Genomic DNA, 25665 nt, shown 5'->3' on the forward strand with positions numbered 1-25665 from the left:
CGAGCCCCTCAAGGTGGAATGGTTGAGCCTATATAGGGCTTTCAAGACCTTGTGGGACGAAATTGGGACAAACAAACTTAATTGAAACTTAATTACATTCCAAGTAAAAGATTAAATACACTTCCATTTAATCTTGCTTTTTCTTGTTTTTGTTCATTCGTTAAAACATCAAGATTATAATGTTTTTCTGTCACATGAGAACCTTCAGCATGACCTACAACTTCTTGAATATCTGATAAATCAACTTTTTCAGATTGTTTCATAACTGAAACATAAGTTCGTCTCATTGCATAACCTGTTTTGTATTTTATACCAATTTCTTCTAAAAATGGTTTCAGCCAATGATTAATGATAGTTTGAGATTCTTTATAAGGTTTCCCTTCTTTTGCTACAAATAACCATTCATCTGAAAATCTGAAATTAGAATATGCTTTTAAAAGCTCAATAGTTTCAGGAAACATATAAACTTCTCTTAAGTGATTTTTATTAGCATGAACAGTTTCAGAAGATTCTGTAATAATCCCTTTGCTGATACTTCTATTGATTTTAAAGTATCCTTTTTCTAAATCAAAATCTTCCCATTTTAGACCCATTAATTCTCCAGACCTCAAACCATATTTAAAACCAAGCTCTAAATAGATTTTTAACCATCCTTTTGACTTTGTTAACATTTCTTTTGCTTCTGTAACAGAATAAGCTTGTGTATTCTTAACTGTTTGCTTAAAGTAATGGTTTCTGATAGTCTCAGTATCAAATGGATTTTTAGGCATAAATTCTTCATCATATGCAGATGATACAATTGTCTTTAAAATACTTTTTGTTCTTTTACTTCTCTCACTTGAATATTCAGAGATAAGTTTTTTGAAAAAAGCACTTAAATCAAAAGGTTTAATTTCATGCCATTCGTAATCTTTAAAGTATGGAAGAATGCTAATATTAAAGATTCTTACATAATCAGCTTGTGTTGTTTTACTTCGGTTTTGACTTGTTGCTTCAAGAACAGCTAATCCAAACTCTTCAAAAGTTGGTAGGTTTTCTTCAGCATGTTTTTCAATACCTAATATTTTTAAAAGAACTTCGATAGGGTCTTGTTTCTTAATCCATTTCTTGTTAAGAGAAGTTGCCTTTTTATTAATAGACTTTTTATATCTCTTACCATTGATTGTACCTTGTACATACAATCTTTCATTTCTTTCAAAAAAAGAACCATCGCTAAATGTTAATGTTTTACTCATTTTATACTCCTCTTGTATCTAATTTTAGAAACTGAAGAGCAGTCGTTTTTGACATGAATATTTTACTACCTTTTTTCCAAAAATCTTCTTCAATTTCATAATTTTCTAATAATCTTTTTCTAACTCCTTGTCGAGTCATGCCAGTTCTTTGTGTTATAAATGCAATATCAACTTCGTTTGGAAATAGTGCATTTATAAGGCTTCTTTGTTCTAATAACAAAGCTTTTATTTCTTGTAATTCAGCAGAATGATTAGCACTCATCATGCACCTCCAAATTTACTAAAATTTAAAGGCTTTAAATTAGGTAGCACCTGATTTTTAAGTAAGTAGAATGCAATAAAAACAGCTTGTGGATGAACTTCACTTTCTTTATAATTTACTTTAATATCAAGAGTATTTTTTAAAGACATAATATGCTCAATCTTTTTTTCCAACTCAGCTCTTTTAGAGTTCATCATTAAAAGAGGAGAAAGTAAAATATAAGCATCGTCAAATTTATCTGTAATCATTTTTGAATAAAGAAAATAAGCATTTCTCATTCCATTTTGACCATGTGTTTTTGCAGCTAGATGTATTTCATCAAGTGTCAATTTATGTCCTTTTTTAGTGATATGACTTAAATAAACTACACCTTCGTCAAGTGTTGTAATATCTTCTATTCTAAGCATCACACACCTCTTTTCTTTGAACATTAATTACTCTTACTTCTTTAGTCCATGTAAATTCAATTGCTTCAATATTAAAGTGTTTATCCAAGAAAATAAATATCTCATTCTCTAAATCATTATTAGAAATAAAATATTGAGCTAGATATGCAACCATCTCCTCTGTAAGATGCTTTTTGTCTACTATATATATGAATATAGATAGAAATAATTGTAAAGTAAACTCTACCTCCTTGTTTTTGATTTTATTAATTGTATTTTCTATATTTTGTAAAAAATGTTTATCAGTTATTTTCATAATTTATCCTTTTTATTCTTTTTCAACTTATTCTATTCTGGTATAAGTTGTAATAGAATTGTATTTTATTCCATCTTAATTTATTCTTAGACAATAAATTCTTTTTTGTTCTATTCTATTTTAGAATATATTAAGCTTCTGTGTTCTACAATTTCAAAATACAAAACTATTTTTATAAGGACTACAATGAAAGAATATGTAGACAAATTAAACTCTATTGAAAAGAGAACAGAGGAGCTTTTAAAAGAGCTAGAGCTACCTTTTTCAGCTAAAAGAATGTTCAGCTTCTCGACGATGAACCTGTTAGATTTTGAAGAATCTAAATCTTTTAAAATTATTGCATCTGAGAACTTCACAGATTTAAAATCAGCAAAAACTGTAAAAACAGCCTTGGGAGAAGTGACTCAATATAAAAAGAAAACAACTAAACATCAAATCTTTTTGTTAGGAAACAGAAAGTTAAAGCAATTAACAAAAGAAGAAGCGATTGAGTATTTAGAAAAAGGAATTGAATTACTAGGTCTATATAAACAATATAGAGCTACCAGAGAAGCATTTCAGAGCGAATACGAAGTTTTATTTGCAGAAAACATTTCAGCGAACAATCTATCTATATTAGAGCCTGTTGATAGAGAGCAATCTGAATATATTGCATATAGAAGAAAACTTAAAAATGATAAGGAATATAAGCAATGGTCTGAAAAGCTGTTTGAATTAGATACAGAAGATGAATCTATTCAAGAAACAAAAGATAAAGAACTATCTAATAGATAAGTTATTTATCAAGCTTCTTTTTTTGAAAATAATATATTCTATTCTGGAATAGATTGTCTAAGAATAGATTAAGTTAGAATCTATTATACTTCTCTTATCAGTTTTCAAGAAGAGAACTGAAAATTTAAAAAAATATGAAGGAATTATTATGATTACAATTAAAATTACAAAAGAAAACTATAGAAAATACGACATAGTTACATTACTAAATTTAATAGGAGAAGAAAGTATTACGAGACAATTTTCAAGAGAATTCTATAATCTTAATAGCAGAAAAATTAACTCAGCTTTAATCCATTCTAGTTATACAGATGCTTCAGTCCTGAATGACTTAGCATTAGAGAATGAAGATGATGTACTTGTATGTACTAGAATCGCATCTAATTCAGCCACATCGTTAGATACATTAAAGTTTTTTCTTAAAAAATTTGAAGAAGATAAGCTTATAAAAATAGCAGTTGCTAAAAATCCAAACTGTTCAGAAGAAATGTTAAAAGAGCTAATGAAAAATAAAACAGAAAGAGATGAAATTGAAAGAGGACTTTTTGGCTCAATAGAAAGAAGCATTTCTACTAATCCAAGTGCTACTAAAGAGATGTTAAATGAATTATTTTTATTAGATATTGAAAGTATTCAAAAAAATGTTTTAGCTAATCCAAATTGTCCTGTTGAGCTAATTGAAGATGCTTCTAAAAGTGAAGATGAAGACTTTAGAGCAGTTGTAGCTTCTAATACAGCTACACCAGCAACTATTTTAAAGAAGTTATCTAAAGATAGATTCAAAGTTGTTAAATTAGCTATAGCTTCTAATACAGCTACACCTGTTGATGTTTTAGAAAAGATGTTGCTACTAAAAGATGAAGAGATTTTAATAAATCTTATTTGTAATGACTCTGTACAAATGTCAAAGCTTATTTACTTTTCAACTATTCATAAGAGTGATAGAATTAATGCAGTAGCTGAGAGAGAAATTTCAAGAAAAAATAGAACATTTAAATAAAGATAATAGAAATTAGAGAGAATTTTTTAAAGAACTAATTTACCATAATAAACCAGTTCCAGAAGAGAGATTTATTTCTCTTCTCTTGGCATATCTATAAACAGCTTTAATCTAAGATATGCACTTACATTAAGCTCTATGCCTATTTCATCTCCTAATGCCTTTGCACTCTGTTTAATAGCTTCTCTTTCATCTGAATTTACAGAAAAAGGTAGAGATTTATCTTTCTTCTCTTTTTTAGAAGAAGCTTTCATCTTTGATAAGTCAATTTTCTTATCATTAAACACTTTTTGTCTAATGAAATTAGAAGTTGACACCTTAGTTCCAAGCAATTTTTCAATATTTGAAACTTGCTCACTTACCCAAGACTTTTCAGTCTCTGAAACCGCTATTGGTAGATTTATAGTTCTTCTTTTATTAGAAGAAACAACCTTTCTACCAACTTTCCCTTTTTTAGGTTTAACAACCTCTAATACAGAAGACTTCTCGTCTTTCTTTGTATTATTGTTGTTACCTAGTAAATCTCCGTAGTTATCCATACGACACCCCCATTAGTTAAGAACAGTATTTCTAAATACTGTCATATCTTCAATAATGTTTCTAAATCTATTTAATAACACACCATTATCTTTACAATAATCAAATACTGAAGCATTTTCTTTAATTAATGTTTTATAGCCTTTTGATTTTCTAATTCTCACAAATTGTAAAGATTTAAATGTAAGCTTATTATCTTCTACAATTTTCATAATATCATTTTCAGCTCTATCAGCTTCATGATATTTATTTTCTTTATTAGTATAATCAGGCTCTATGTTATTAATAAGAATAACTACAGAACTATTCATTGTACTTAAAGCCTTTAAAATGCTTGTAAGGGCTTTAATATCATACTCTGAATCTAAAGTTGGTACTATTACCTTTTCAACTTTTTCAAGCAATGGCTTAATTCTTTCATCTTTAAAACCACCAAGGTCGAATACTACTTTGTCAGCAAAAGGAATTTCGTGATGACCTTCTGGTACAAGAAAACCTTTTCCTTTCTCAAATTTATCTTCAGCCGAACAATATTCATCGTTCGTAACATAAGTGTAACCCAGCATAGTAGCTAGTTGTACACTAAAAGTTGTTTTTCCGACTCCACCTTTAGGAGTCCAAGTTGCAAAACTACTCATGACCTTTCTTTCCTCCTATGTTATAATTTTTTAGCTTTCTAATCTATAAAAGCTCTACAATTCTTTACAAACTTTTACAAATCAATTTCAGTAATTATAACACATTCAAAAATAAAAATCTACAATTTTTTACAAAACTTTACAAATTTTTACAAAAAAATTAATGAAGCCCGATAAATAGGGATTTATCTATTTAATAATTTATATTATGCAATTGTCTAAATAGACATAATAATATAAATTCACAAGGACAATTTCTATTTCACAGAAATTAAAACATTAAAAACAACTGACTTCTATTTTTTATTTTCAAGACGAAGTTTAACAATCTATCTCTTTTAATGTAATATTCTTTTTGAATCAACTTTTCAACAATTCAATCTATTAATTTATTCATGAATCTATTGCTTAAATATTTCATATTTGAAGCATATATTAAGAACTAAAACATTCTCTACTTTTATGAAAACTCGATAACTCAAAAAGAAGTAAAACTTACTTAAAAGATTGAGACAGATTTTTAAACTTCTAAAATAAAAAGAAGTCAGAAAATGAAACTCTCAAATCTAAAAAAAAGTAAACACTTTTTTAAGTATCAGTTAAATTAAAAATTAACCTAAAAGGACAAATTATGAAAAACACAACTACAGTAGAAAGACTTTACATCGAAACATTAGAGAACTCAATGAATCACATTCAATTACCAGCTTCACAAGTTCAAGTTAATCATGTATCTAAGAGAAACTATAAGAAAGTTAATCAATTAATCTTAGTTGCTAGACAAGCTGAATTAAAATCAAAAAGCAACGAGTGGGTATCTAAAGACCAATTAGAAGAGAGTGGTTTAAAAGTTAAAGAGAATGAGTATGGAGTGCAATTATTTAGCTTCAAATTAAAAGATGTTGAAAATAGTGACAAGAAAATTAAGACTTATTCTTACTATACAGTTTATAACTTAGAACAATTAGAGAAAGCTCAATAAGGGCTTTTTCTACTATCAAAAAGGATTATTTATGTTATTTACAGAAGAAAAATTAAAAGGTGTTCCAGCCCTGTATAGTCAAGATGGAAAAGGGGATAAGGCAGTAGTTCACTTAGTTGCATCGTTAGGGGCTAATAATGAATATTGCTGGTTATTAACAGAATATTCTGAAGAAGATGAAGTGTTCTTTGGATATGTGTGTCTTAATGACCCTCAATGTGCTGAACTTGGTTATGTATCTCTTTATGAATTAGAGAAGCTAGGGAAAGAATACCCAGTAAAAGTTGAAGTTGTGAATATGGAGCTTAAAGATGCAAAAGCTAAATACATTCATAAATAAGTTATCTTTTTGTATTGAGAAAGTGGATAACTTAATATTACATTTTGGGGAGAAAATACTATGACATATATGTGGGGATTTAGTTACGATAGAGGAAAAAGAGTAGGTTATGATATTTCTTTTGGAGATTTTACTATCTCTTTTGTATCTTCTAAAGACAAAGCTCGGATTATTAGAGAGATTAAAGAGAGAGGATATAAAAGAAGCGAAATAACAGTTGAAAGAAGGGAAGATTAGTATGAAACATCTATTACTATTAGTATTAATCACTTTTGCCCTTCAGGGCTGTTATATGGCTCAGAAAACACGGGAGTTAGGGCAAGGTATTTCTAACATAAACCATCCAGCAGCGGTTTTGATAGGTGGAGCACTTTACAAAACAGGAAAAGAACTGGAATACGACAATCAAGAGATTGACACCACAGAGCAAACATATCAGGGAGAAGACCTAGAGGTCGTATTTGAAGAAGAGAAAGAGGAGGTTAAATAAACAGTCTCTTCTTTAAGCCATTCCCTTAATCCTTCCAGAAATATATCATATATGACATATTTATATCATTTTTGACAAATGTCTAATCTTTAAAAAGCTTAATCAAAACACTCCTTATCTCAGTTTTCTTATTTCTTTTGTTTAACAAAAAATCAAACAATCATAATTTTAATTGTAGTTTTAAATCAGTTAGTTTCGTTGTTTTAATCATTTCATTTTATTATATGAATTCTGAAACATATCCTTATTCTTCATAAGGAAATTTAAGAATTTAATCTAATCACTACATTACATAAAACAACTCGAAGAACTAACTGAAAGAAGTAAAACTTACTTTAAAAGAAGATGATTCTTTTTCTTTTTTAACAAAAGAGAAAACTGAGAACAGAGTTAAAAACTCTCTCAGAATCTTCAAAAAAAAGTAAAAACTTTTTCAGAAAATAAAAGGACATAAAATGTTAAAAATTTATATTACAGACCTATCAGCTTATAACCAATCTTTCCTTATTGGAAAATGGATTACTCTACCAATGTGTGAAGAAGAGCTTCAAGAAGAAATTCAATCTATCCTTAAAGAAGGAAGTGAAGCTTGTGGATTCAATGAAACACATGAAGAAGTATTTATTACAGATTACGAATTTGAAACAGAATACAGTTTATTTACAGTTAATGAATATAGTTCTATCTCTGAGCTAAATGAGAAGTGTGAAGAGTTATCTCAGTATGACGAACACGATTTAAAAAGAATTAGTTATTTACTAGACCACCTTAATTATGATTTAGAAGCTGCAATTGAGCATTATGATGAAGTGCATGTATATGAAGATATGACAATGCGAGATGTAGCTGAAGAATATATTGAAAGTACAGTTAATTTATCAGAGTTACCTGATATTGTTTCTAACAATATTGATTATGATGCAATAGCAAGAGATTTCGAGATAGATAGTGCTTATGAAGTAATAGAAAACGATGTTTTCTTTTATGTAAGCTAAGATTAAAAGCCCTAAATCAAGGGCTTTATTAATTTATTTGTAAAGTTTTGTAAAGAATTGTAGAAAAAACTATTTTTTTATGTTATAATAAAATAAAAACATGGAGGAACACATGAAACAGTTATTAAAATTATCACTAATATCAATTGCTTTAGCTACTGCATTAAATGCTAAAACAGTTAATGAATTAGAGTATTCTTATTACTCTAATGTTTATAATCCAGATTTTATAATTACAAAAGATACAAAGAAAAAAGAAGTATTCTTTGGAACAAGAGAAGAATATATGTCTTCAATGTCAAGTGCTCTTAATAATGGAGCAGTTGATGGAGCTATTAATGCTTTACAAAATCAAGCTGGAAACATTGCAAAAGGCTTTTTGTCTAATGCTGGAAAAGCAATGTCAGCTGGAGCAGTAATAGGGGGTGTATTTGGTTACATTGATGGAAAAATAAAAGACTCATATTATACAAGAGAGTTTATGTATGTTGTTGAATTTACTAATCCAGATGGAACTATGACAACAGGGTCAGTTCTATTTATTGCAACAGACAAAGAAAAGTATAATGATGATTCTATGAATAAAATAAAAGAAATAGTAAAGGGGGGATTCTAAGATGTTTAAGTATTTAAAATTAACAGTATTAGCTGGTATTACAGCTATGGCATTAACAGGGTGTGGTTCATATCAACCACAATTAGGACAGCATTTCCAAGAAGGAGATGTAATTGCAGAAAAACAGTCTAATGGTTCTTATACATTTGTTGCTTTCCCTAAAGACTATTCATCTTTTACAACATCTGGAGCACAAAATCATAAGGAATTTGCTGGAACAGTAATGGAATTAAAAGAAGCTTCACACTTTGGAAAACATATGGGTTATAAGTATTTCGCATTAGTAACAGGGGATAAATTTAATAATGTTATGGGAACTCCTATTAATACATTAGATAGCTATTTAAAGCATTGCTATAGTCTTAAAATGGGTGTAAACTATGTTGGAGATTGTAGACAGTCTAAAATTAATGTATTTTACTTTAAAGAGCATCCAAAACAGTTTCCTGTTTGGAGCATAGATAAAACAATAAATGATAAAGTTGATTTATCAAAAATGTGGGATGATAAAAAATATAACTACCACATTACAAAACAAGATTTAAAAGATTATTTCACTAAAAGGAATATTCCTTTTTCTAACTAACAAAGAGGGCTTTAAAACCCTCTCTATCACATTCCACCAGCTTGACCTTTAACATCGTTAAATATGCTATCAAAATCACTTAAATCTATATCTTCTCCTATTTGAGCTTTAAGATAATCTTTAAACTCAGTCAGGTCTACACATTTATGTTTGAATTGGAAAGTTGCTTCAGGGTCATAACCACCTTCTTCTGGAGACTTAACTGTATCTCCTCCACCGATGTTTCCTAATCCTTCTTTTCCTCCGTCTATTCCGTCAGCTTTTTGAGCTTCTGTACATTGTTTGAAGCTTACATAATTTAAATCTCTTAATGTAATACCAGTACAATGACTCCAATCTCTACCTAATTGAGCTTTTAACTGTACTACTAATACTTTTGTTAATATTTGGTCATAACAGCAATAATTAAACCCTCTAAGCTCTTTAGCTAACCCTAAAAAGCCATCTCCACAGTTATCAACACATTTATCATATACAAAATAACATAAGTCATGAGGAAGAGCTTCACAAGTTCTAGCATGTCTTGTACCCTGTTCATCTGCATCATCTTGATTATGACAACTATCAATATCATTAAATGAATACATGAAATTTAGAAGAATTTGCATTGCAGCCTTCACAAGAACACCATAAGGTCCTAACCATTCTGCTGGTATAGAACTTATTGCCATACCTAAACCATTTTTTACTGATAAAAAACCTTCTTCACTTCCATCTGTTTGAGATGAAGTATTTACAGAATCTCCTATCTTAGCTCCTGTACCTAAACAAGCTCCTAATTTAGCTGTAGCCATTACCATTGACACAGTCAATTGAATAGCCTTTAACTTTTCTTTAAGAGCATCCATTTCGGCTTGGTTCATAGTTTCCATGCCTTCCATTTCGTTTAGATTCTTAAATCTAACAGTCATAATTCCGTCTTCTTCATCTAAGATAATAATGTATTGAGCAAAGTCTGGATGTTGTTCAATCATATCAAGATATTGTTGTTTATCTATTGTTATGATGTCTCCTTCTTGTGTTTGTTCTTCCGTGCTTCCACAGAATTCATCTACAGGGTCACACATATCATCCGCTTCATCATTTCCAGCATATTGGTATAAACTACTTGCCATATCGAATCCAGATGCCATTAAACATTTACCAGCATTATTTCCAACCCAAGTACCCAAAGTACTTCCAGCCCAATTACTGATATTAGTTTGAGCTGATTGAATACCTTCTCCTAATGCTGTATCAGCTAAGAATCCTTGTGTTTCTTTAATTGTATTATCATATGCTGTTTTATATGCAGTAGAAGTAACATCTGAAGAAGCTTTTAAACCAGCTTCTTTTGCAGCAGTTGCATCTCCAGCTTGACTTCCATCCATAATAGCACTTGCCATTAACCCCGCCCAAAACATAGGGTCAGAAGCCCAGTCAAAGTTAGTTTTCGTTCCTATTTCACAATAACCTTTCCATCCACTCCATAAGTGTTCAAGTTGGTCATATGCACCAATCATAGCTAACAGACTACCCATTCCAGATTCATGATTTCTACTTCTATAAGCATCATAATCTTCAGCTTCTATAACAAAATCTTCTTTGATAGATTCCCACTTTATACAAGCTCCTTGAACTTCTTTTGTGAGTGTACATTTTCTATTAAATTCTTTTTTTGTTAATAATAGATTACCTCTTTCATCTGTGATTGGAAAATATTCTTCTGAGCCTGTAGGTTCGCAGACTTCAGAGATAACTGAGTTAGCTAATGTATTTGTAGATAAAAAAACTACTAAAAAAAGAGATATAAACTTTTTCATTTGTCTATACCTCTATTACTCTTTTGCTGATGCAATTAAAAAGGCATCTGAACAAGTTGTTGTTCTTTTAAATCCTTTTGCTTTTGCTAATATTACATCTTTAGTAGTTTCTGAAATAGCTTCAGAATTATTCTTTAAAAGCCTAACCATAGATTTCATACAATAAGCTCTAGCATCTACTTTTAATATAGAATCTAACCCAGAAATAGCTTCATCAATTTGGTTTGTATATTTTGCTTTACAAACTGAACTATAAAAAGTTTCATGTGGTTTAAGATTTTCACATACTTCTCTAGTTAAAAATTTATAGCTTTTCTTTGTAAGATATTCTTTAGCTCTATCAGCTGATTGTTGAGCTTGAATTGCTCTAGCTCTTACAATTTTGTATGCTGATACATTTTCATGAGATAGATTTAATTTATACTTCTCTCTCATTTCAGCCTGTGCTTTTTCTATCTTTTTTGAAGATTCTAATTTTTCTTTTAATGCTTTTTCAGCAACTTGTATATCTGTATTTAGATTGTTAGCAAATGCAACAGTTCCTAGTAATGTTAATGTAATTAATAATTTCTTCATAGTTTTGTCCTCTTAATGTTAAATTTAAAGAAGACCTAAAAGGAAATGATAGATTTAAAAGAGCCAATCGCTTGACCCTTTTGTAATAAATAATTTTTATGAGATGAACATATGAAGATACCTATTTAAAAGATAGATAGAAAAGAAAAACTATAAAGTTACAGTTACTGTAATACAACGAATTGTAATTTATTAAGAAATCTTTATATCTGATATAGTTATAGCATTATTTTAAGAAAAAATTAAGTTTTATATACTTAATCTCTTCTCAAATGTTAAAATTTGTTAGTTTTGCTCCGATTTAAACGAATCATTGTCACAATTACCAAATTCATCAAAACATCTATACTCTCTAATTTCTTTCTCATTTAATGTAACTAAGAACACTCTGTTAGCAAATGGTAAAGGCTTCGCTAACTTTACAATATGTGCTCTATCAGAAGAAAGAGGTCTAATAGTTATTTTAGTTGCACTATTATTTCTCACATATCCATCATGAGACTTTTGACAATCCTGATTTTGCCCTGTGTCGTTATTCTCGAAATAAATACCAGAAACTCCACCACCCCATTCAGTCATTAAGTCATATCTACAGGCATTAGATTGAGTACCTTCATCAATTCCGTCTGCTAAGTTCATATCTAATCCAAACAGTACCTGAGCATATTTAGACATATTAGCTGTGGACTCTATAAAATCGTCCTCTCTAATTGTCATCTGACCTAATAAATTATCATATTGGTCATAAGCTATTAGTTCATAATCTCCAAGATAAGGAACTACTATACTTACACCATTCGTTGCACCAATATAGTTATTAGCCATTCTCTTAAAGAACGGGTCTCTATTGTGTGTATAGTTTTCTGTATTTCTCTTATCACAAGACCAGCTGAATTTTTTACAAGAAGGATAACCAACAATAACCCCTTTTTCAACTGAGTGAGTGATATTAGCTACATCGCTTTTCATCCATCCCTGACAAGTTAATAACATCTCTTTTTGAGTGTATAAGTTATTTAACATTGCTTTGAAATCACTTGGTTTAAGTGTTCCTGTTTGACCCTCTAATTCAGCATAAACAAGTTTTACTCTATTGCTTCCATCTACATAAATACTTCCATCTGGATTGTATGTGATAAGCCTATGGTCATATCCATAAATGTTTTCAACATATCTAGGCATAGGAACTAATTTGTAGATAATCCACTTAAAATCTTGCTCATTAAATTTTTGTTTCTTACCAAAAATCATAGCAACTAATACAAAAACAACAATAACTATAAGTCCTACTCCTGTTGCTCCTAAACTTGCATAAGCATAAGCATATGAAGCACCACCAGCAGCAGCCCCACCAATAGCTCCAGCAACAATGTTAGGAGACTTTGTTAATATACTTGTCTGAGTAAAACCAGACTCGTAAATCAATGGGTCATCAATGATTGGAATAGGCATAATTGGATAAACTTGCTTATCATTAACTGTAATCACATTGTTTTGGAACGGATGACTACTATAGTTACTGTAATATCCAAAATCTCCAGTCGTTACTTCCTGAATAGAGAAAATATCTTGTGTACCATCTAATTGTGAAAGATAAGAACCTTCTGATGATAAAGGCACACAATTTTCAGTATAACCATCTGGAACAACACTATCTATACTTTCAATGTTTGGCTTATCTGGATAATCAAAATTATCTCCAATAGTTACTTGACATTGATTAGTAGCAGAACTAACAAAAGCTGATTCATTATAAGCTCCATTTAGACAAAATGCAATTTCATCACAAGTAGGCTGGTCAACTGGATTACTTGTAATAAATGTATAGTCATTATATTCTTCATTTAATGTATTAAAAGAACCATTACCTTTTATCACAGAGAATTGGTCTCCAGCCATTTTTGGAATATAAACCTTACATAACTTATTTAAAGGATTATAGTCTGTAGAAGTTCCACCTATTTCAGTTTTGATTGCATTACAGTCTTCTACTGAATTTACATTTGTAAATTTAGAATATTGAGTTGTACCATTATCACTATAAATCCCAGAAGATTTAAATGTTAATGAATATGGATTACCTTGATTATCAACTTTATTAACAGTATATGACTTATTCAATTGAGCATCATTTCTTTCATACCACGATTGATTATACTGAGCACAATTATAATTTAAAGCTACATCATTTACTGTTTGAGTAGTTGTATCTGTTCCATCGAATAAATCCGCTGGTGGTGGTGTCATAGCAGCATTTACCATATCCGCATCACTACCTTCTTGAACATCAAGATTCTCTTCTCCATCTAAAAAAGTCTTTTTAATTATGGTCTGAGACCATCCAAAATTCTTATATTTAAATGTCACTTGAACTGTTGGTCTTGCATCTAATACATTATTCTTTCTAATACAATTAGGATTATTCATATAGATATCTTGCTCTGTGATGCTTGTATCTACAGTATAATCAGTATAAGGTCTCTCTAATGTACATTTCTGGTCAACTTCTTCTTCAATAGTGTAATATTCATATTCTAAACATTTCTTAGAAGATTTATTTTGAATGCTTGGTTCAAACTTTAATTCAGTTCCATCACTACAAACATTCTTTAAATATACTAAATTACCACTTGCATCAAATTCTGTTGAGTCTGGATTTCCATATATTTTTTCACACTCAAATTTACTAGCACAAGTATTTTTCTCTTCAATAGATGTAGAATCTTGAACACATTGACTATAACCAGCACAATCACTTGAAGGACATTCTTTAGGGAATATAATAACAGTAGATTTCTCTTCACAAGACTTTAAAGACGGAGGAGAAGGAGGACAATCATATACATGTGTCTTAATATTTACTTTACCTTTCATGATTGTTCTTGCACCAGACATTACAGCTTCTGCTTTTGTATAGTCTTTATATGGCTTTACTGTATCTACAATTCTACAAGCATTTTTTACATAACCATTACATTCATCTACAAAGCAAATATCTTGCATTGGATTTCTTAAACACTCTGGAGCAATTTGTGTATCATAATATGAAGTACAAGTCACTTCTCTGTTTGGTCTTGCTAAAGATTCTTCTAATGCTGTTTCATCATATTTAGTACAAACATTAAATTGTTCAGGAATATCAGCTTGATTAATTTTATATACATCAACTCCATAGAAACTTGTTTCTCTTTCTTTTGGATATTCTCTTTCAATTCTCCACCAAGGAGCACATATTTTAATGGGTCTTTTAATGTCTTCTGAATCAATTTCAATCACACAATGATTTAATTCCGTATTCTCTACTTTGTTCCAAGTTCCGTATTCATTTTGAATAACATTTAATTCATTAGGTTCACAATTATTACCCTGTTCAGATAATGAAGACCAGTTAAAGAATTCTTGCTTTTTTCCGTCTTTATTTTGGTAAGAGTCAAGACAAGAAGCTCTTTCTAATCCAATCCATTTTGATTTTGAACCAAACTTCCCTGAAATAAATCCATTTTCAGCAGAAGAAGTAATCGAAACAGGAACACCACCAAAGTCATTAGCTAAATTCACACATCTTTGATAGTCCATTGTAGTCATAGATATAGCATATGAATGTTTATTGAATGTAGTTGATTTTTCAAAGAATAAATCAATATCTCCAGCATTTGGTTTTTCTACATACTTACAAAAGTTTTGCTCTTTATCATATACACCATATCCAACGAATACTCTTTTTCCTTCATAACCAGATAAGTCAAACCTTTTTAATGGTTGTGAGCTATCATGTACAAATTCATCCATGTAATCAATAAATGGAATTTCTGATGGTTTAGATGACTTCAAGAATGTATCTATTTTGTCTAAAGTTCTTTCATCACTTGTAGGAGCTGATGTCGCAAAAGCTGGAGCTACAATTAGATTGAAACACACAAATATCTGTAACAAGTTTTTAAATAGTGTTTTCATAGTTTTTACCTCTATCTATTAAGTTTTTTTTAATTAATAGAAGCCTAAAAGGTTTCGTAATGCTTAGTTTGTATCTATATATATAGGAGTGATTTAAGTAAATTATGTTGTAGTACCTGTTAAAAAAGTGAGTAACTATAAAAGCTACTCATATAGTTATAGCATCGTAAATAATTTTCTGAGCTTATGATGCTAATTCAAGCTCTTTTTCAATCTTTTCTATAATATTTACTTCTGTAACAGAGTAATATTCTTTAAAATTCTCTTCTAATGTTTTAGAATTAGTAGATTTAAAATCTATAAACATAAAACCAAAAGATTTTCTTCTAATAGAGCAAACTGTTATATTAGCATCTGTTATTTCTTGGTTTAAAATTGCTTGTAAAAATTTAAGTTCTCTTGATTGTAGATTGATAGACTGTAATTCGTAGTTTCTTGCTGTAATTGTTGTTTTGTATGTATTTAACATTTCTCCTTTCTCCTGTGTTATAAATTTTAGTTATCATAATTTTACAGGAAAAGGAAATAAAAATGTTATTTCTGGAGTTAAGGATTACTTCTTTAAATAATCCTTGTAAATCTTAGATTCGTTAGCCTTTGGAACTTTAGCATCTCCCGATGGAGAAGCCCAGTTCTTATCAGCACCCATACTTCCTTCATCTACAATCTCATTGTAAGTTAAGAAGTGCATCATTTGTCTTCTTAAATCGTCAGAACCAAGAGAACCGCTTAATACTAATTGATTAATACCAGTTTTATCTTTGTTCTTTGGATAATAGAACATCACAGTCGATGGAGTCATTCTAACATTATACTTTTCATATAAATCTGGTCTTACAGATACTTTTGCATCTTTCCAGAATTTGTATAATTCTTTTTCTCCTCTTTGAACATATTTTTGTATTTCTTTAAAGAACTCTTTTCTTTCAGCTTCACTTTGGAACACAAAAACTTTACCTATATCTTTTAAGAAAGATTTATTCCAGTTATGCACTTGATAAGCTGTTTTGTTGGTTTTTTCATATAAAGCATTTTTACCAACGAAAACTAATAGCCCGATGCTATCTTTCATAGAATGAATAATCTTAGCTTGTCTATGAGCTAATGCTTTTTCAGAATTAGCTAAAGTTAAAGAATCTCCTAAAGAATAAGTTGTTGTCGTAGGATAAGCTTCAGCTCCATATTTTAAATATGCAAATCTTAAACCATGACTAACCTTTTGAACATGATTGAAGTAAGTTGCTTGCCATTTTAACCACTCCTTTGATTTACTTGGACTTGGTTCTCTAAGAAACTCTTTAAGAACAGGAATTTGTTGTCCTTCAGCAATAACAGGCATTACAAAACAGTCCATAGAAGAGTTTGTCACACATTCTTTCCCTGTTTTTTTATTTACTGTTTTTAATGGTGTAACATTTGGAAAAGCATACTCCAATCTACTTTGTATTTCTTTTTGAACTTCAATAGATTTTCTTAATAATCTATTTGATTCTTCTTTAGCATCTCTTTTAGCTTTTTCTTCTGGAGAAACTTTATACTTCACTTTTTTAATTTCTTTAGTTTTAGTATCTTCGTATGTTTCTTCATACCACCACCAACCTTTGGCTACATCGTAGTCAAGGTCAGTATTCTTTTTAACAAGAGAAGCACTAAGATTTAAACTTAATGCAACTCCAAATAATGTTGTTAATATTAACTTTTTCATATCTCAATGCCCCCTTTATTTTTGATTCTCTAAAGCTCTTTTCTTGATGTTTTTCTCAATTTCTTGGAAATACTTTTGTAACTCATTAACACCTTTTCTACCAAAAGGATACTCTTTATCAAGCTCTGACTTTGCATCGTCAATAACTTGCTTAAAATTGCTAATAGAGTTATAAACATCATTTGCTTCTACTGAAAGAACAGGAGCAGATGAACTTGGATTATTTTGAATCATATTAGTTGTTAATTTAGTTGTACCAACTCTACTAACAGATAGATTGTTTCCAATCTGGTCTAAAATAGAATTAGCAGTTAAATATAAATTAACTTCATTCATTTTTCTAATCCCTTCCGTGATTTCTGTGTCGATTGCTTTGCTTAAAATATCAGCATACAGTTCAACCCCTGGAAATATAATCAATGGAACATTGTTACAATCAACAGAAGAATCTCCAGTTACAGATAAACCACCAATATAGTTTTCTGGAATAATTCCTTTTAGAGAATTATAAAGACTACATTGACTAATTATTTTTGCACCAGCGAACTTATTAGAGTCAAAGAAAGGCTTTCTTTCTTTCGGCTCTGTAGGAGTAATGATAAAGTTTTTCTCACTCTTATCTTTTTCTTCCGTAGAAATTACAAGAAATTCAGGAGCAACTAAATCTTTTAAAATCTCTTTAGTTTGTTCTGAATATCCTAATAAAACAATATCCTTCATTTCAGCACCAGTTGGAACTCTAACCTTTCCAACAGGAGATACTTTTATCGTGAAACTTGGATTAGATAATGCTTCTATTAAAGCTTTATCATTGTTTGCTTTTTCGTCTGGACTACAAGATGAAGAAGGCATATCTGTAGCTGATGAACAGCTATACATGTCTCCTAATCTTTTTATAACTGTGTCAGCCATATCTCTTGTATAACCAAGGTCTCCACCAAAGTTATAGAAGAATGTATAAGATAATAGTTTCATACCGAAACTAACTTTATCAGTAGGGCTTACAATCTTGGACTGAACATTATCAATACTCTCTTCAAGAATATTGTTATTGAAGTTTCCATCTCCAGAACTATAATCAAGAGAAATAGTTCTATAGAAAATTGGAGACTTCTCAGACTTAAGCTCATTCTTAATAGTATCAAGAGTCGTTTTCGACTTCATGATGTAATCAAACATGATACTACCACCAACAGAATAATCTCCAAAGATTTTTGAAAGATGTAAAGAAACAGCTTCCTTCTTTTTCTTTTCTGATGCTTCATCTCCACCACCGAAACTAAATCCAGAATCCCAGCTAAAATCAACACCATCTAATCCAAGACCATCCTTTAATGTTGTCTTGATACCTTTTTGAAGACCATTTGCAACTGAATCTGATGATAAACCAAATCTTAAGCTTTTTTCAACAGCTTCTTTATCATAACCAACTGCATCTCCAAGCTTTTTGCCAATCTGTTCTCCAATTTGAATCCCAGAACTACAAGCCATAGATAACAGTTTTTGAATATCTTTAGCCCATTGATTAATCATTTTGAAAACTGAAGCAACACCGGGCAATGAGTAGATAAGACCAACCGCTACACCCCAAGCTAATGAAGTACCAGCATTTTGTAACATTGCACCAAACTGGTCAATTCCTAATAATGACATGAACATACCTTTAAGGTTAAAACCATTACAACCAGCTTCAATTTCTGGTGGCGAGAATGCCCATAAAGGTTGTGGGGCTACATCATTATTAAATCTGAAGTAATATCCTCCAGAGTAGTACATAGATTTTATTGTATTTCCATTTGAGTCTTTAAACTGAACTGACTTTGATGGTGTGTGATTGAACAACATGTTCTTCATAATATCACTACCACCATAATTCGTTGTTCCTTGAAAGCTTCCAGCTGAAGCTACAGATTGCAACGAAAGAACAGCAATTAAAGACAGATTGATTATTTTTTTCTTCATCTCCTTTCTCCTATTATTTTTTTCTTATTATTTGAGATTTTCTAAATTTCCTGAAAGGACTTTTTAAAAAATTCAAAACTCTATAATTAGTTATAGAACCTTTTTAAGAAAAACTTAAGTTTTAAGAGATTTTATACTTAAAATAGAATATTTGTGAGATTTTGGAGATAAGAGAGAGAAAGAAGGACTTTTAAATCCTTCTTTTTAATTATTTACCAGCTAAGAATTTACCAGCTCCTACAACTCCGATAGAGTTTTTAACAGCATTTACAGCTGTATTCATATTAGCAAATGTTTCTCTATCAACCATTCCAGCATCTACAGCTCTATAACCAAGGTCATAGTTGTAGTTACCTGTTTTGCTCCACTCATTAACAGCTTTTTTAATGTCAGTAGTGTTGCTACCCATTAAGCTTTTAACTTTTTTAGATTCCATACCATCAAGGTCATTCATTTCAGTTGTTCTACCTTGAGATGCACCTTGAATCTTTTTAAGAATCATCATTTTTTGAGAATCTGATGCTGAATCTAATTGTTTCTTAGTATCTAAGAATTTAATATCTCCAGTTTTTCTATCAACTCTCACTAATCCAGCATTTTCGTATTCAGCAACTTTATCAGCCATTTTTTTGTCATACTCTTTATTTAAATTATTATATTTAGAGATAGACTTTCTCATATTATCAGCTGATGCTTTGAATCCTTTTTTCTGGTCTTCTGTAAAGTTTTCATTCTTAGAGAACTCATCTAATTTAGCAATTGCTTCTTTTTGCTTTTCGATAGACTCTGCACTAACTCCAGTTTTAGCCAAGTCTTTCTCTTTAGCTTTTTTGATTTCTCCAATCTCATTTCCTAGTGTTTTAGCAGTAAGCTTATCTGAAGCATAACCTTCTTTAGCTAGAGAACCAAGAACAGCTTTTTCAGCTTTAGTTCTATTAGTACCATTTGATACTAATTTCTCTATTTGCTTCTTAGCTTCATCATCATAAGATGTAATATCTTTTGCTAATGAATTAGCTTCATTTTGAGCTTTACTAACATCTAACATTTTAGAAGAAGACTCTTGGTCTGCGATATTTTCTGCTTGAACATTTGAATCTTCAAAATTCTCTACAGATTTATTATCTTTTCTTTTGTTAAATGTATCTACTTTTACACCAGCTCCTGAATTGAAAGCAACAGCAGTAGCAAGGTCTTTATTAAGTCCTCCTTGACTTTGACCTTTTGCTTTTGCTTCTTTAGCTTCTTGTGAATCAGAAGAGTTTAATTTTTTACCTTCCTGAACAAGAGCTTGTTGTTTTACATCTTCAGCTAAAACTTGTGACTTAGCACTAACATTATTAATAGATGCTAATTTGTTAATTTCATTATCTGATAATTTACCATCGCCATTAGAATCTCCTTTTAGGAAATCAACTTTTTCTTTAGTTCTAAAGTCATTTTTGCTTTGTTGCTCAAAGAATTTATCTTTATTTCCACCAATTTCAGAATATCTAGTAGAGTCTTTTATAGTCTCTTCATTCTTTTTATTAGTCAGATTAGATTGAATCTTTGCTTGACCATGCTTATCAACATTTGCTGAAGTAGATTTTGTTTCAGCTACTTCTTGCTTACCAAGATTTTTATAATCTTTAGTAGAAGTACCTTCATTTACAACATCTTTTTTAGCAAACTCTTTAGCTTCCATATCTGATTCTGTTTTCACAACAGCATCATTTCCACCAGCTAATGCTTTCTTTTTAGATGCAGTTTCAACAACTTTTGCAACTTCTTGAACTTTTGCATCCTCAAAAGATTTAGCACCTTTTTTAGAAACCACTTTAGAAGTTCCTGATATTTCAGCTCCTTCTTTTTTACCAAGATTTCCAAAATCAGATGTAGTAGTTGATTTATTTACTTCTAAATCTTTATTAAAGTTTTTGTTACTCATATCACTTTTAGTATCAACAACTTTTTCTTTAGAACCAGCAGACTTGATTTCTTTTTTGCTAGTCTCTAATTCTGTAGAAGTCTTAACATAAGCATTATCAGAAACTACTTGCTTACCACCAGCTTCAGTTTTTGCATCAACATCCGCTTTTTCTGAAACAGCATCATATCCAGACTTTTTAACCTGAGTATCTATAAATTGTTGCTTACCACCTTGTGATGCAACTTTTTCAACTTCAGCAAGTCTCTGAGCTTTATTAGTAGTAGTTTTTGTATCTAATGTTTGATTCATACCAACAGATTTAAAAGCATTTCCATCTGATACTTTATTAGTCATATTAGAAGCTTCAATATTATTAATAGTTTCTGTGATTGAATTACCACTCATTTTAGAAGCTCTATTCATTGACATATCTTTAGCAACTGACTGAGACTTTAAATTAGCTGTTAAACCAGCTGTTACAGCTCCAGTCATATTTCCTAACATGTGACCACTACCTTTAAGAATAAGCCATGTTAAGGCTGGTACAGACATATAAAGCATACCACCAATACCAGCAATAGTTGAAGCATCTGATAGCATATCAGCACTAGACATTAAAGTTAGCCCTTCTTCAGAATAATATTCAGATAAATTATTCTCAGCTTTAATATTAACAAGCATATTAACAACAGCTGCAGTTGGTCCCCATAGCTCTATCCATAATAATGTTTGTCCGTATTGAGCGATAACCTTTAGACCACCCGGTAAAATGAAGATTACAAACACGAATGGAAAGAATCCATATAATACTGCTCTAGTTGTCATTTGAAGATAAGGAAGCATTTCAGCCATGTACATTCCACTTGCCATAGAACCTTGAATGAATTCAGCTTTTGTTTTTCCTGTTGCATAAGTAGTACCAGATGAAACACCAATCGAACCCATATTAGCAGATGATTCTAATGCAGTAATTAATCCTGATTGAATAGATATTTCATCAAAATTACTTCCAGTCATTCCTGTCTGACCAGTTATTAACTGTAATACTCCTCCATTCATTTCTGAGAAGAAACATTCATTTTCTTGCTTTAATATGTTAATTGATTCTTCCAAGAAAACAAAGTTATTTCTACAACTTAAGCTAACACCATTCATAGTCATTAATGCTTCTCCTGTAGCCTTTGTAGAACCTTGAAATTTGTAATCAAGAAAATCCTTAGTCCATTTATATATGTCTTTTGATGCTTTTAGCTCTCCTATTTTTTTTCTACCTTCAGCTCCTTTATTGTTTGCAACCTCATACACACATTTATTAAAATGTTTTTGCCATAGAGATATTAAATCAGTAGATTCTCCTGTTCCTGACATATTATTTTTCAAAGTAATTTTATTAGGGTCATAACTCATTAATTTTAATGTATGCTTTAATGTTCCTAGATAACCTCCAGAGTCTGTCATGCTAGTAGTTCCTGAAGAAGAAGGCTTTGTAAAAGCCATTTCAGCCATTCTTGTCATCTCTCTACCAATTAAATTCATAGTTGCAAATGAATAACCAATAACAGCTGGTAGCTCAACCATAGTTCCTACAGTATTTGAACTAGTAGTTGAACAATATGAAGGTAAATTATTTGTAGTAATTACCATAGTTGTTTTATGACTTGATAGAGAAACTGTAAGTAAAGCAACTACAACAGCAGAATAAACAAAGTATGGAGATATAATCTTTTGATTAGTATTCGACTCCCATGCTTTTAAAATTCCACCAGCAAATACAAAAAATCCACCAAGTAAAAATGCTAACTTAAGTAAATCTAAGTAGCTCCCATTTTGAAATAGAGCTGATATTGCATTAAATATATTAAAATACACATCTACCATTTCAGTATTTTCAACAAGAAAGTTTTGACTATCAGCAAACACCGCAGTAGTCATCATAATAAATATCAATAAAATCTTCTTCATAATTCACTCCTCGAAGAGCTTCACTCCTTTCAAATGCTCTTCTCTTTTTTTATTTTTTTACACATAATAAAAAGAAATCTTTTTCTTTATATTATTTCTCTTTATTATATATATTGTTAGTCTTTAATCGAAAAAAGGGCGGTTAAGCCCTTCTTTCTTTATTTTCTTTTTATTGTGAATTCTTTGTTATCTTCAGACATAGATACAGTATAAACTTTATCTTCTATATACAAGTCAGAATCTTTACTTTTTTTATCAAACAAATAGAATCTTTCTCTCTCAAATTCTCCTATTCTTTCTCCATTTTTGTTTTTTATCTCGTAATGTCCTTCATTATTATCTAACCCGATTTTTTCAAAATCAATAGCATGAGTATTAATATAAAAATCTTTACTAAAATCAAAATAACTAACTTGAACTTGAACTTGAACTGACTTAGCTTTTCTTGTGTCAACCACTTCAATTCCTCTTGAATTGCAAGAGTTATATTTAACTACAACATCTTTAACATTTAAATTTGATACAGTAGTCTCAAATCCGTCAGCACCATTATCACAAGTTATTAAAGTATTTTTAATAACATTTCCATTTTTGCTTGTTTCAGCAAACATTGATGTAGCAATTAAAGATGTTGCTACTACACTTAATATAATTTTCTTCATATTATTCTCCTTTTGTTTTTATTTGTTCTAAGAACATTAAGCTCTAAAAGAGCTTGAATTATGAAAATTAAAAAAAGAAGAAAGAACTTTCTCTCTTCTGTATATAGTTATAGAACAATTTTAAGAAAAAATTAAGTTTTAAGCAAAACTTTTAACATTTCTTTTATTTTTTGTCTATTTTTGTAGTTTTTGTGTCTGTACATATCATTGTGTTAGTCAAAACACAATTTGCAGATAAGCTTAGACTTAGAATTATAGTTATAAGTATTTTTACCACTTTGCACCTCCATATTTTTTTTAAGATACATAGTTATAGCATCGTAAAAGACTTTCTATTTAATGACTCGTCTATCGACTCAAACAGCATCGCTATCGCTTAAATAATAGAAGCTGGTACTTTCTGTACCTACAATACAATAGCTTACAGCTTAGTCATTAGCTTCACACACAAGAAATGCTCACAATCCAATCATTAAGCGAAGCGATGCCTGAACGAGACCATCATGGTCGAGACACTACACAATTAAAGAAACATTTATTTTATTTTAATAATTAATTAATTTGTGTTGTTTTGTAAAGAATTGTAAAGTTTTGTAAAGAATTGTAGAGATTAAAAAAATTAGGCATAAAAAAAGAGAAGCTCAATTAGGAACTTCTCTTCTGGTTAAATACATTGTGACATGTCATAAGCTTTTTTTATAAGTATCTGCTTTTTTCTAAAAAACATATTCTTATTTATCTTTAGCTTTTTTGAATCTACATCAAAATCAAATTTAATAATAAACTCTTCTTTTGCTTTTCTTGATGTTTCAAGAAGTAGATTATCATTGTCATATATTTTAATATTTAAATTTTTATAATTATCTCTTGTTTCAATAACTGTAAGAAAATATTCTATAAAATCTTCATATATAGCTTCATTTGTTTTTGCTACCTTTTGAGATTCTTTTAATATATTCTTATGTAAATAATTTATGTTCATAGCTAACTGTTCTATAAAAAGAAAATACTCTTCTAAGCATCCTTTTTTAAATTCATCAATAGAATTTATTTTTTTTGCTAACACTAATTTATTATCAATATTGATTTTTAATTCACATAATATTTCTAATTCGTCTTTTATATAGTTTATTTTTGTTTCAATTAAATCTATTTCTATATCTATAAATTCAATAGTAAATTCATCAAATGTATATCTTTCAATCATTAGAAGAATTGCTCTATGCAACTCTTCTCTTGTTTTCTCTAATTGAGAAAAAACTTTATCTTCTATAGTTAATTTATCTTTTAAATTAAGCTTTGTTTTTATTGTATATTTCATAATATTGTCCTCTTTTGTTTTGATATAAATGTTATAAGAATGAAATATCTGATAATAAAAGTGAATAGATAAAGATTGATTATTTTGTAAAAAATTGTAGAGATTAAAAAATTAGGCATAAAAAAAGAGAAGGTTAATTACTCCTTCTCGTATCTGTTAATAATTATTCAAAAAGATTTATAATATAGCTGAGTCATAAACTTCAAGTCTATAAACACTTTTTTCTCGATAACAAAGAATGTTAATTACTCATTCTTGTATCTGTAATAATCATTCAAAAAGATTTACAATTTAGCTCTCTGTCATAAACTTAAAGTCTAAAATACTTTTCTTTCGATAGTAAAGAAGTTGTAAGTCTCTCTTGTTACCAAGACCTTCGACAAATTTATTAATCTTCAATTAAAAGCCTTTAAGCTACAACCTCAATTCCGCATCAAAGAAGGGACTCGAACCCTTGTTGGTTGTGCATAAGCTAAAGAAGATTTCTTCTTTTCTTACTGTAATTATATAAAAATCTGAAAACAAAATGTCAAAAGTGGAATTAAAAAAACGACTAAAATAGCCTAATTTGTTATAATCAGCGATGTAATCATTAAAAGAAATTTACAAATTTTTTATTTATTTGTAAAAAATTGTAAAGTTTTGTAAAGTT

24 protein-coding genes are annotated in these 25665 nt (G+C 29.8%); 9 read left to right on the forward strand and 15 right to left on the reverse strand.

The genetic code is table 11. The annotated features are described in order from the left end of the window. Positions 1–92: 92 nt before the first annotated feature. Genes ACMCMH_RS02510 through ACMCMH_RS02525 form a run of 4 tightly spaced genes read right to left on the reverse strand, consistent with a single transcriptional unit; the run spans position 93 to position 2199 of the window. Positions 93–1235: a tyrosine-type recombinase/integrase gene (locus ACMCMH_RS02510; RefSeq protein WP_412726761.1), complete on the reverse strand. Its 1143-nt coding sequence runs from the start codon at positions 1233–1235 to the stop codon at positions 93–95. A gap of 1 nt (position 1236) precedes the next feature. Continuing rightward, positions 1237–1497: a hypothetical protein gene (locus ACMCMH_RS02515; protein ID WP_412726763.1), complete on the reverse strand. Its 261-nt coding sequence runs from the start codon at positions 1495–1497 to the stop codon at positions 1237–1239. Next, the gene (locus ACMCMH_RS02520) at positions 1497–1904 is read right to left on the reverse strand and encodes a hypothetical protein (protein WP_412726765.1); all 408 of its coding nucleotides are present in this window, start codon (positions 1902–1904) and stop codon (positions 1497–1499) included. The genes ACMCMH_RS02515 and ACMCMH_RS02520 overlap by 1 nt, the downstream gene beginning before the upstream one ends. After that, positions 1897–2199, reverse strand: coding sequence for a hypothetical protein (locus ACMCMH_RS02525; protein WP_412726767.1), 303 nt, complete (start codon positions 2197–2199; stop codon positions 1897–1899). Before ACMCMH_RS02525 ends, ACMCMH_RS02520 begins: the two co-directional genes overlap by 8 nt. A 186-nt stretch (positions 2200–2385) precedes the next feature. Here ACMCMH_RS02525 and ACMCMH_RS02530 point away from each other — a divergent pair, with 186 nt between their 5' ends. After that, complete coding sequence (locus tag ACMCMH_RS02530) at positions 2386–2973, forward strand: hypothetical protein (RefSeq protein ID WP_412726769.1); 588 nt, start codon at positions 2386–2388, stop codon at positions 2971–2973. Positions 2974–3121: 148 nt separating this feature from the next. Next, on the forward strand, positions 3122–3973 hold the full coding sequence (locus tag ACMCMH_RS02535) for a hypothetical protein (RefSeq protein WP_412726771.1): 852 nt from the start codon (positions 3122–3124) through the stop codon (positions 3971–3973). 71 nt (positions 3974–4044) lie between these two features. Here ACMCMH_RS02535 and ACMCMH_RS02540 read toward each other — a convergent pair whose 3' ends face one another. Continuing rightward, positions 4045–4512, reverse strand: a complete 468-nt coding sequence (locus tag ACMCMH_RS02540) for a hypothetical protein (RefSeq protein ID WP_412726773.1) — start codon at positions 4510–4512, stop codon at positions 4045–4047. Positions 4513–4524: 12 nt separating this feature from the next. Continuing rightward, positions 4525–5148, reverse strand: a complete 624-nt coding sequence (locus ACMCMH_RS02545) for a hypothetical protein (RefSeq protein ID WP_412726775.1) — start codon at positions 5146–5148, stop codon at positions 4525–4527. 631 nt (positions 5149–5779) lie between these two features. Here ACMCMH_RS02545 and ACMCMH_RS02550 point away from each other — a divergent pair. The 7 genes from ACMCMH_RS02550 to ACMCMH_RS02580 all read left to right on the forward strand — a co-directional run bounded on the left by ACMCMH_RS02550 (position 5780) and on the right by ACMCMH_RS02580 (position 9157). Next, a complete protein-coding gene (locus tag ACMCMH_RS02550; RefSeq protein ID WP_412726777.1) occupies positions 5780–6130 on the forward strand; it encodes an ArdC-like ssDNA-binding domain-containing protein in 351 nt (116 codons plus the stop codon). 31 nt (positions 6131–6161) lie between these two features. After that, positions 6162–6470 carry a DUF2958 domain-containing protein gene (locus tag ACMCMH_RS02555; protein WP_412726779.1) on the forward strand — a complete coding sequence of 103 codons (309 nt, stop codon included), beginning with the start codon at positions 6162–6164 and terminating at the stop codon, positions 6468–6470. 60 nt (positions 6471–6530) lie between these two features. Continuing rightward, entirely contained in the window at positions 6531–6707 is a 177-nt protein-coding gene (locus ACMCMH_RS02560; protein WP_412726781.1) for a hypothetical protein, read from the forward strand. A gap of 1 nt (position 6708) precedes the next feature. Then, positions 6709–6960, forward strand: a complete 252-nt coding sequence (locus ACMCMH_RS02565) for a hypothetical protein (RefSeq protein ID WP_412726783.1) — start codon at positions 6709–6711, stop codon at positions 6958–6960. 455 nt (positions 6961–7415) lie between these two features. Continuing rightward, positions 7416–7955 (forward strand): antirestriction protein ArdA, encoded by a 540-nt coding sequence (locus ACMCMH_RS02570; RefSeq protein ID WP_412726785.1) that lies wholly within the window; start codon positions 7416–7418, stop codon positions 7953–7955. Between the two features lie 112 nt (positions 7956–8067). Continuing rightward, a complete protein-coding gene (locus tag ACMCMH_RS02575; RefSeq protein ID WP_412726787.1) occupies positions 8068–8571 on the forward strand; it encodes a hypothetical protein in 504 nt (167 codons plus the stop codon). Between the two features lies 1 nt (position 8572). Beyond that, positions 8573–9157, forward strand: a complete 585-nt coding sequence (locus tag ACMCMH_RS02580; protein WP_412726789.1) for a hypothetical protein — start codon at positions 8573–8575, stop codon at positions 9155–9157. 26 nt (positions 9158–9183) lie between these two features. Here ACMCMH_RS02580 and ACMCMH_RS02585 read toward each other — a convergent pair whose 3' ends face one another. From ACMCMH_RS02585 to ACMCMH_RS02625, 9 genes are all read right to left on the reverse strand, one after another. After that, positions 9184–10959 (reverse strand): hypothetical protein, encoded by a 1776-nt coding sequence (locus tag ACMCMH_RS02585; RefSeq protein ID WP_412726791.1) that lies wholly within the window; start codon positions 10957–10959, stop codon positions 9184–9186. Positions 10960–10974: 15 nt separating this feature from the next. Then, positions 10975–11535 (reverse strand): hypothetical protein, encoded by a 561-nt coding sequence (locus ACMCMH_RS02590; protein ID WP_412726793.1) that lies wholly within the window; start codon positions 11533–11535, stop codon positions 10975–10977. A 285-nt stretch (positions 11536–11820) separates the two neighbouring features. After that, positions 11821–15489: a hypothetical protein gene (locus tag ACMCMH_RS02595; protein ID WP_412726795.1), complete on the reverse strand. Its 3669-nt coding sequence runs from the start codon at positions 15487–15489 to the stop codon at positions 11821–11823. 184 nt (positions 15490–15673) lie between these two features. Continuing rightward, complete coding sequence (locus tag ACMCMH_RS02600) at positions 15674–15958, reverse strand: hypothetical protein (RefSeq protein ID WP_412726797.1); 285 nt, start codon at positions 15956–15958, stop codon at positions 15674–15676. An 84-nt stretch (positions 15959–16042) separates the two neighbouring features. Next, positions 16043–17194: a hypothetical protein gene (locus ACMCMH_RS02605; protein ID WP_412726799.1), complete on the reverse strand. Its 1152-nt coding sequence runs from the start codon at positions 17192–17194 to the stop codon at positions 16043–16045. A 15-nt stretch (positions 17195–17209) separates the two neighbouring features. Beyond that, on the reverse strand, positions 17210–19156 hold the full coding sequence (locus ACMCMH_RS02610) for a conjugal transfer protein TraH (protein ID WP_412726801.1): 1947 nt from the start codon (positions 19154–19156) through the stop codon (positions 17210–17212). 208 nt (positions 19157–19364) lie between these two features. Next, complete coding sequence (locus ACMCMH_RS02615; RefSeq protein ID WP_412726803.1) at positions 19365–23030, reverse strand: conjugal transfer protein TraG N-terminal domain-containing protein; 3666 nt, start codon at positions 23028–23030, stop codon at positions 19365–19367. Positions 23031–23188: 158 nt separating this feature from the next. Further along, the gene (locus tag ACMCMH_RS02620; protein WP_412726805.1) at positions 23189–23692 is read right to left on the reverse strand and encodes a hypothetical protein; all 504 of its coding nucleotides are present in this window, start codon (positions 23690–23692) and stop codon (positions 23189–23191) included. A gap of 664 nt (positions 23693–24356) precedes the next feature. Further along, complete coding sequence (locus ACMCMH_RS02625; protein WP_412726807.1) at positions 24357–25013, reverse strand: hypothetical protein; 657 nt, start codon at positions 25011–25013, stop codon at positions 24357–24359. Positions 25014–25665 lie beyond the last annotated feature (652 nt).

Origin of the sequence: Arcobacter sp. 15-2 (genome assembly GCF_047159865.1) — a bacterium.
In the GTDB taxonomy this organism is placed as follows: Bacteria; Campylobacterota; Campylobacteria; order Campylobacterales; family Arcobacteraceae; genus JAIOSF01.

Bases quoted from the DNA above. Each gene is read 5' to 3' on its own strand.
- ACMCMH_RS02510 (WP_412726761.1), bottom strand. From the start codon at position 1,235: ATGAGTAAAACATTAACATTTAGCGATGGTTCTTTTTTTGAAAGAAAT.
- ACMCMH_RS02515 (WP_412726763.1), bottom strand. From the start codon at position 1,497: ATGAGTGCTAATCATTCTGCTGAATTACAAGAAATAAAAGCTTTGTTA.
- ACMCMH_RS02520 (WP_412726765.1), bottom strand. From the start codon at position 1,904: ATGCTTAGAATAGAAGATATTACAACACTTGACGAAGGTGTAGTTTAT.
- ACMCMH_RS02525 (WP_412726767.1), bottom strand. From the start codon at position 2,199: ATGAAAATAACTGATAAACATTTTTTACAAAATATAGAAAATACAATT.
- ACMCMH_RS02530 (WP_412726769.1), top strand. From the start codon at position 2,386: ATGAAAGAATATGTAGACAAATTAAACTCTATTGAAAAGAGAACAGAG.
- ACMCMH_RS02535 (WP_412726771.1), top strand. From the start codon at position 3,122: ATGATTACAATTAAAATTACAAAAGAAAACTATAGAAAATACGACATA.
- ACMCMH_RS02540 (WP_412726773.1), bottom strand. From the start codon at position 4,512: ATGGATAACTACGGAGATTTACTAGGTAACAACAATAATACAAAGAAA.
- ACMCMH_RS02545 (WP_412726775.1), bottom strand. From the start codon at position 5,148: ATGAGTAGTTTTGCAACTTGGACTCCTAAAGGTGGAGTCGGAAAAACA.
- ACMCMH_RS02550 (WP_412726777.1), top strand. From the start codon at position 5,780: ATGAAAAACACAACTACAGTAGAAAGACTTTACATCGAAACATTAGAG.
- ACMCMH_RS02555 (WP_412726779.1), top strand. From the start codon at position 6,162: ATGTTATTTACAGAAGAAAAATTAAAAGGTGTTCCAGCCCTGTATAGT.
- ACMCMH_RS02560 (WP_412726781.1), top strand. From the start codon at position 6,531: ATGACATATATGTGGGGATTTAGTTACGATAGAGGAAAAAGAGTAGGT.
- ACMCMH_RS02565 (WP_412726783.1), top strand. From the start codon at position 6,709: ATGAAACATCTATTACTATTAGTATTAATCACTTTTGCCCTTCAGGGC.
- ACMCMH_RS02570 (WP_412726785.1), top strand. From the start codon at position 7,416: ATGTTAAAAATTTATATTACAGACCTATCAGCTTATAACCAATCTTTC.
- ACMCMH_RS02575 (WP_412726787.1), top strand. From the start codon at position 8,068: ATGAAACAGTTATTAAAATTATCACTAATATCAATTGCTTTAGCTACT.
- ACMCMH_RS02580 (WP_412726789.1), top strand. From the start codon at position 8,573: ATGTTTAAGTATTTAAAATTAACAGTATTAGCTGGTATTACAGCTATG.
- ACMCMH_RS02585 (WP_412726791.1), bottom strand. From the start codon at position 10,959: ATGAAAAAGTTTATATCTCTTTTTTTAGTAGTTTTTTTATCTACAAAT.
- ACMCMH_RS02590 (WP_412726793.1), bottom strand. From the start codon at position 11,535: ATGAAGAAATTATTAATTACATTAACATTACTAGGAACTGTTGCATTT.
- ACMCMH_RS02595 (WP_412726795.1), bottom strand. From the start codon at position 15,489: ATGAAAACACTATTTAAAAACTTGTTACAGATATTTGTGTGTTTCAAT.
- ACMCMH_RS02600 (WP_412726797.1), bottom strand. From the start codon at position 15,958: ATGTTAAATACATACAAAACAACAATTACAGCAAGAAACTACGAATTA.
- ACMCMH_RS02605 (WP_412726799.1), bottom strand. From the start codon at position 17,194: ATGAAAAAGTTAATATTAACAACATTATTTGGAGTTGCATTAAGTTTA.
- ACMCMH_RS02610 (WP_412726801.1), bottom strand. From the start codon at position 19,156: ATGAAGAAAAAAATAATCAATCTGTCTTTAATTGCTGTTCTTTCGTTG.
- ACMCMH_RS02615 (WP_412726803.1), bottom strand. From the start codon at position 23,030: ATGAAGAAGATTTTATTGATATTTATTATGATGACTACTGCGGTGTTT.
- ACMCMH_RS02620 (WP_412726805.1), bottom strand. From the start codon at position 23,692: ATGAAGAAAATTATATTAAGTGTAGTAGCAACATCTTTAATTGCTACA.
- ACMCMH_RS02625 (WP_412726807.1), bottom strand. From the start codon at position 25,013: ATGAAATATACAATAAAAACAAAGCTTAATTTAAAAGATAAATTAACT.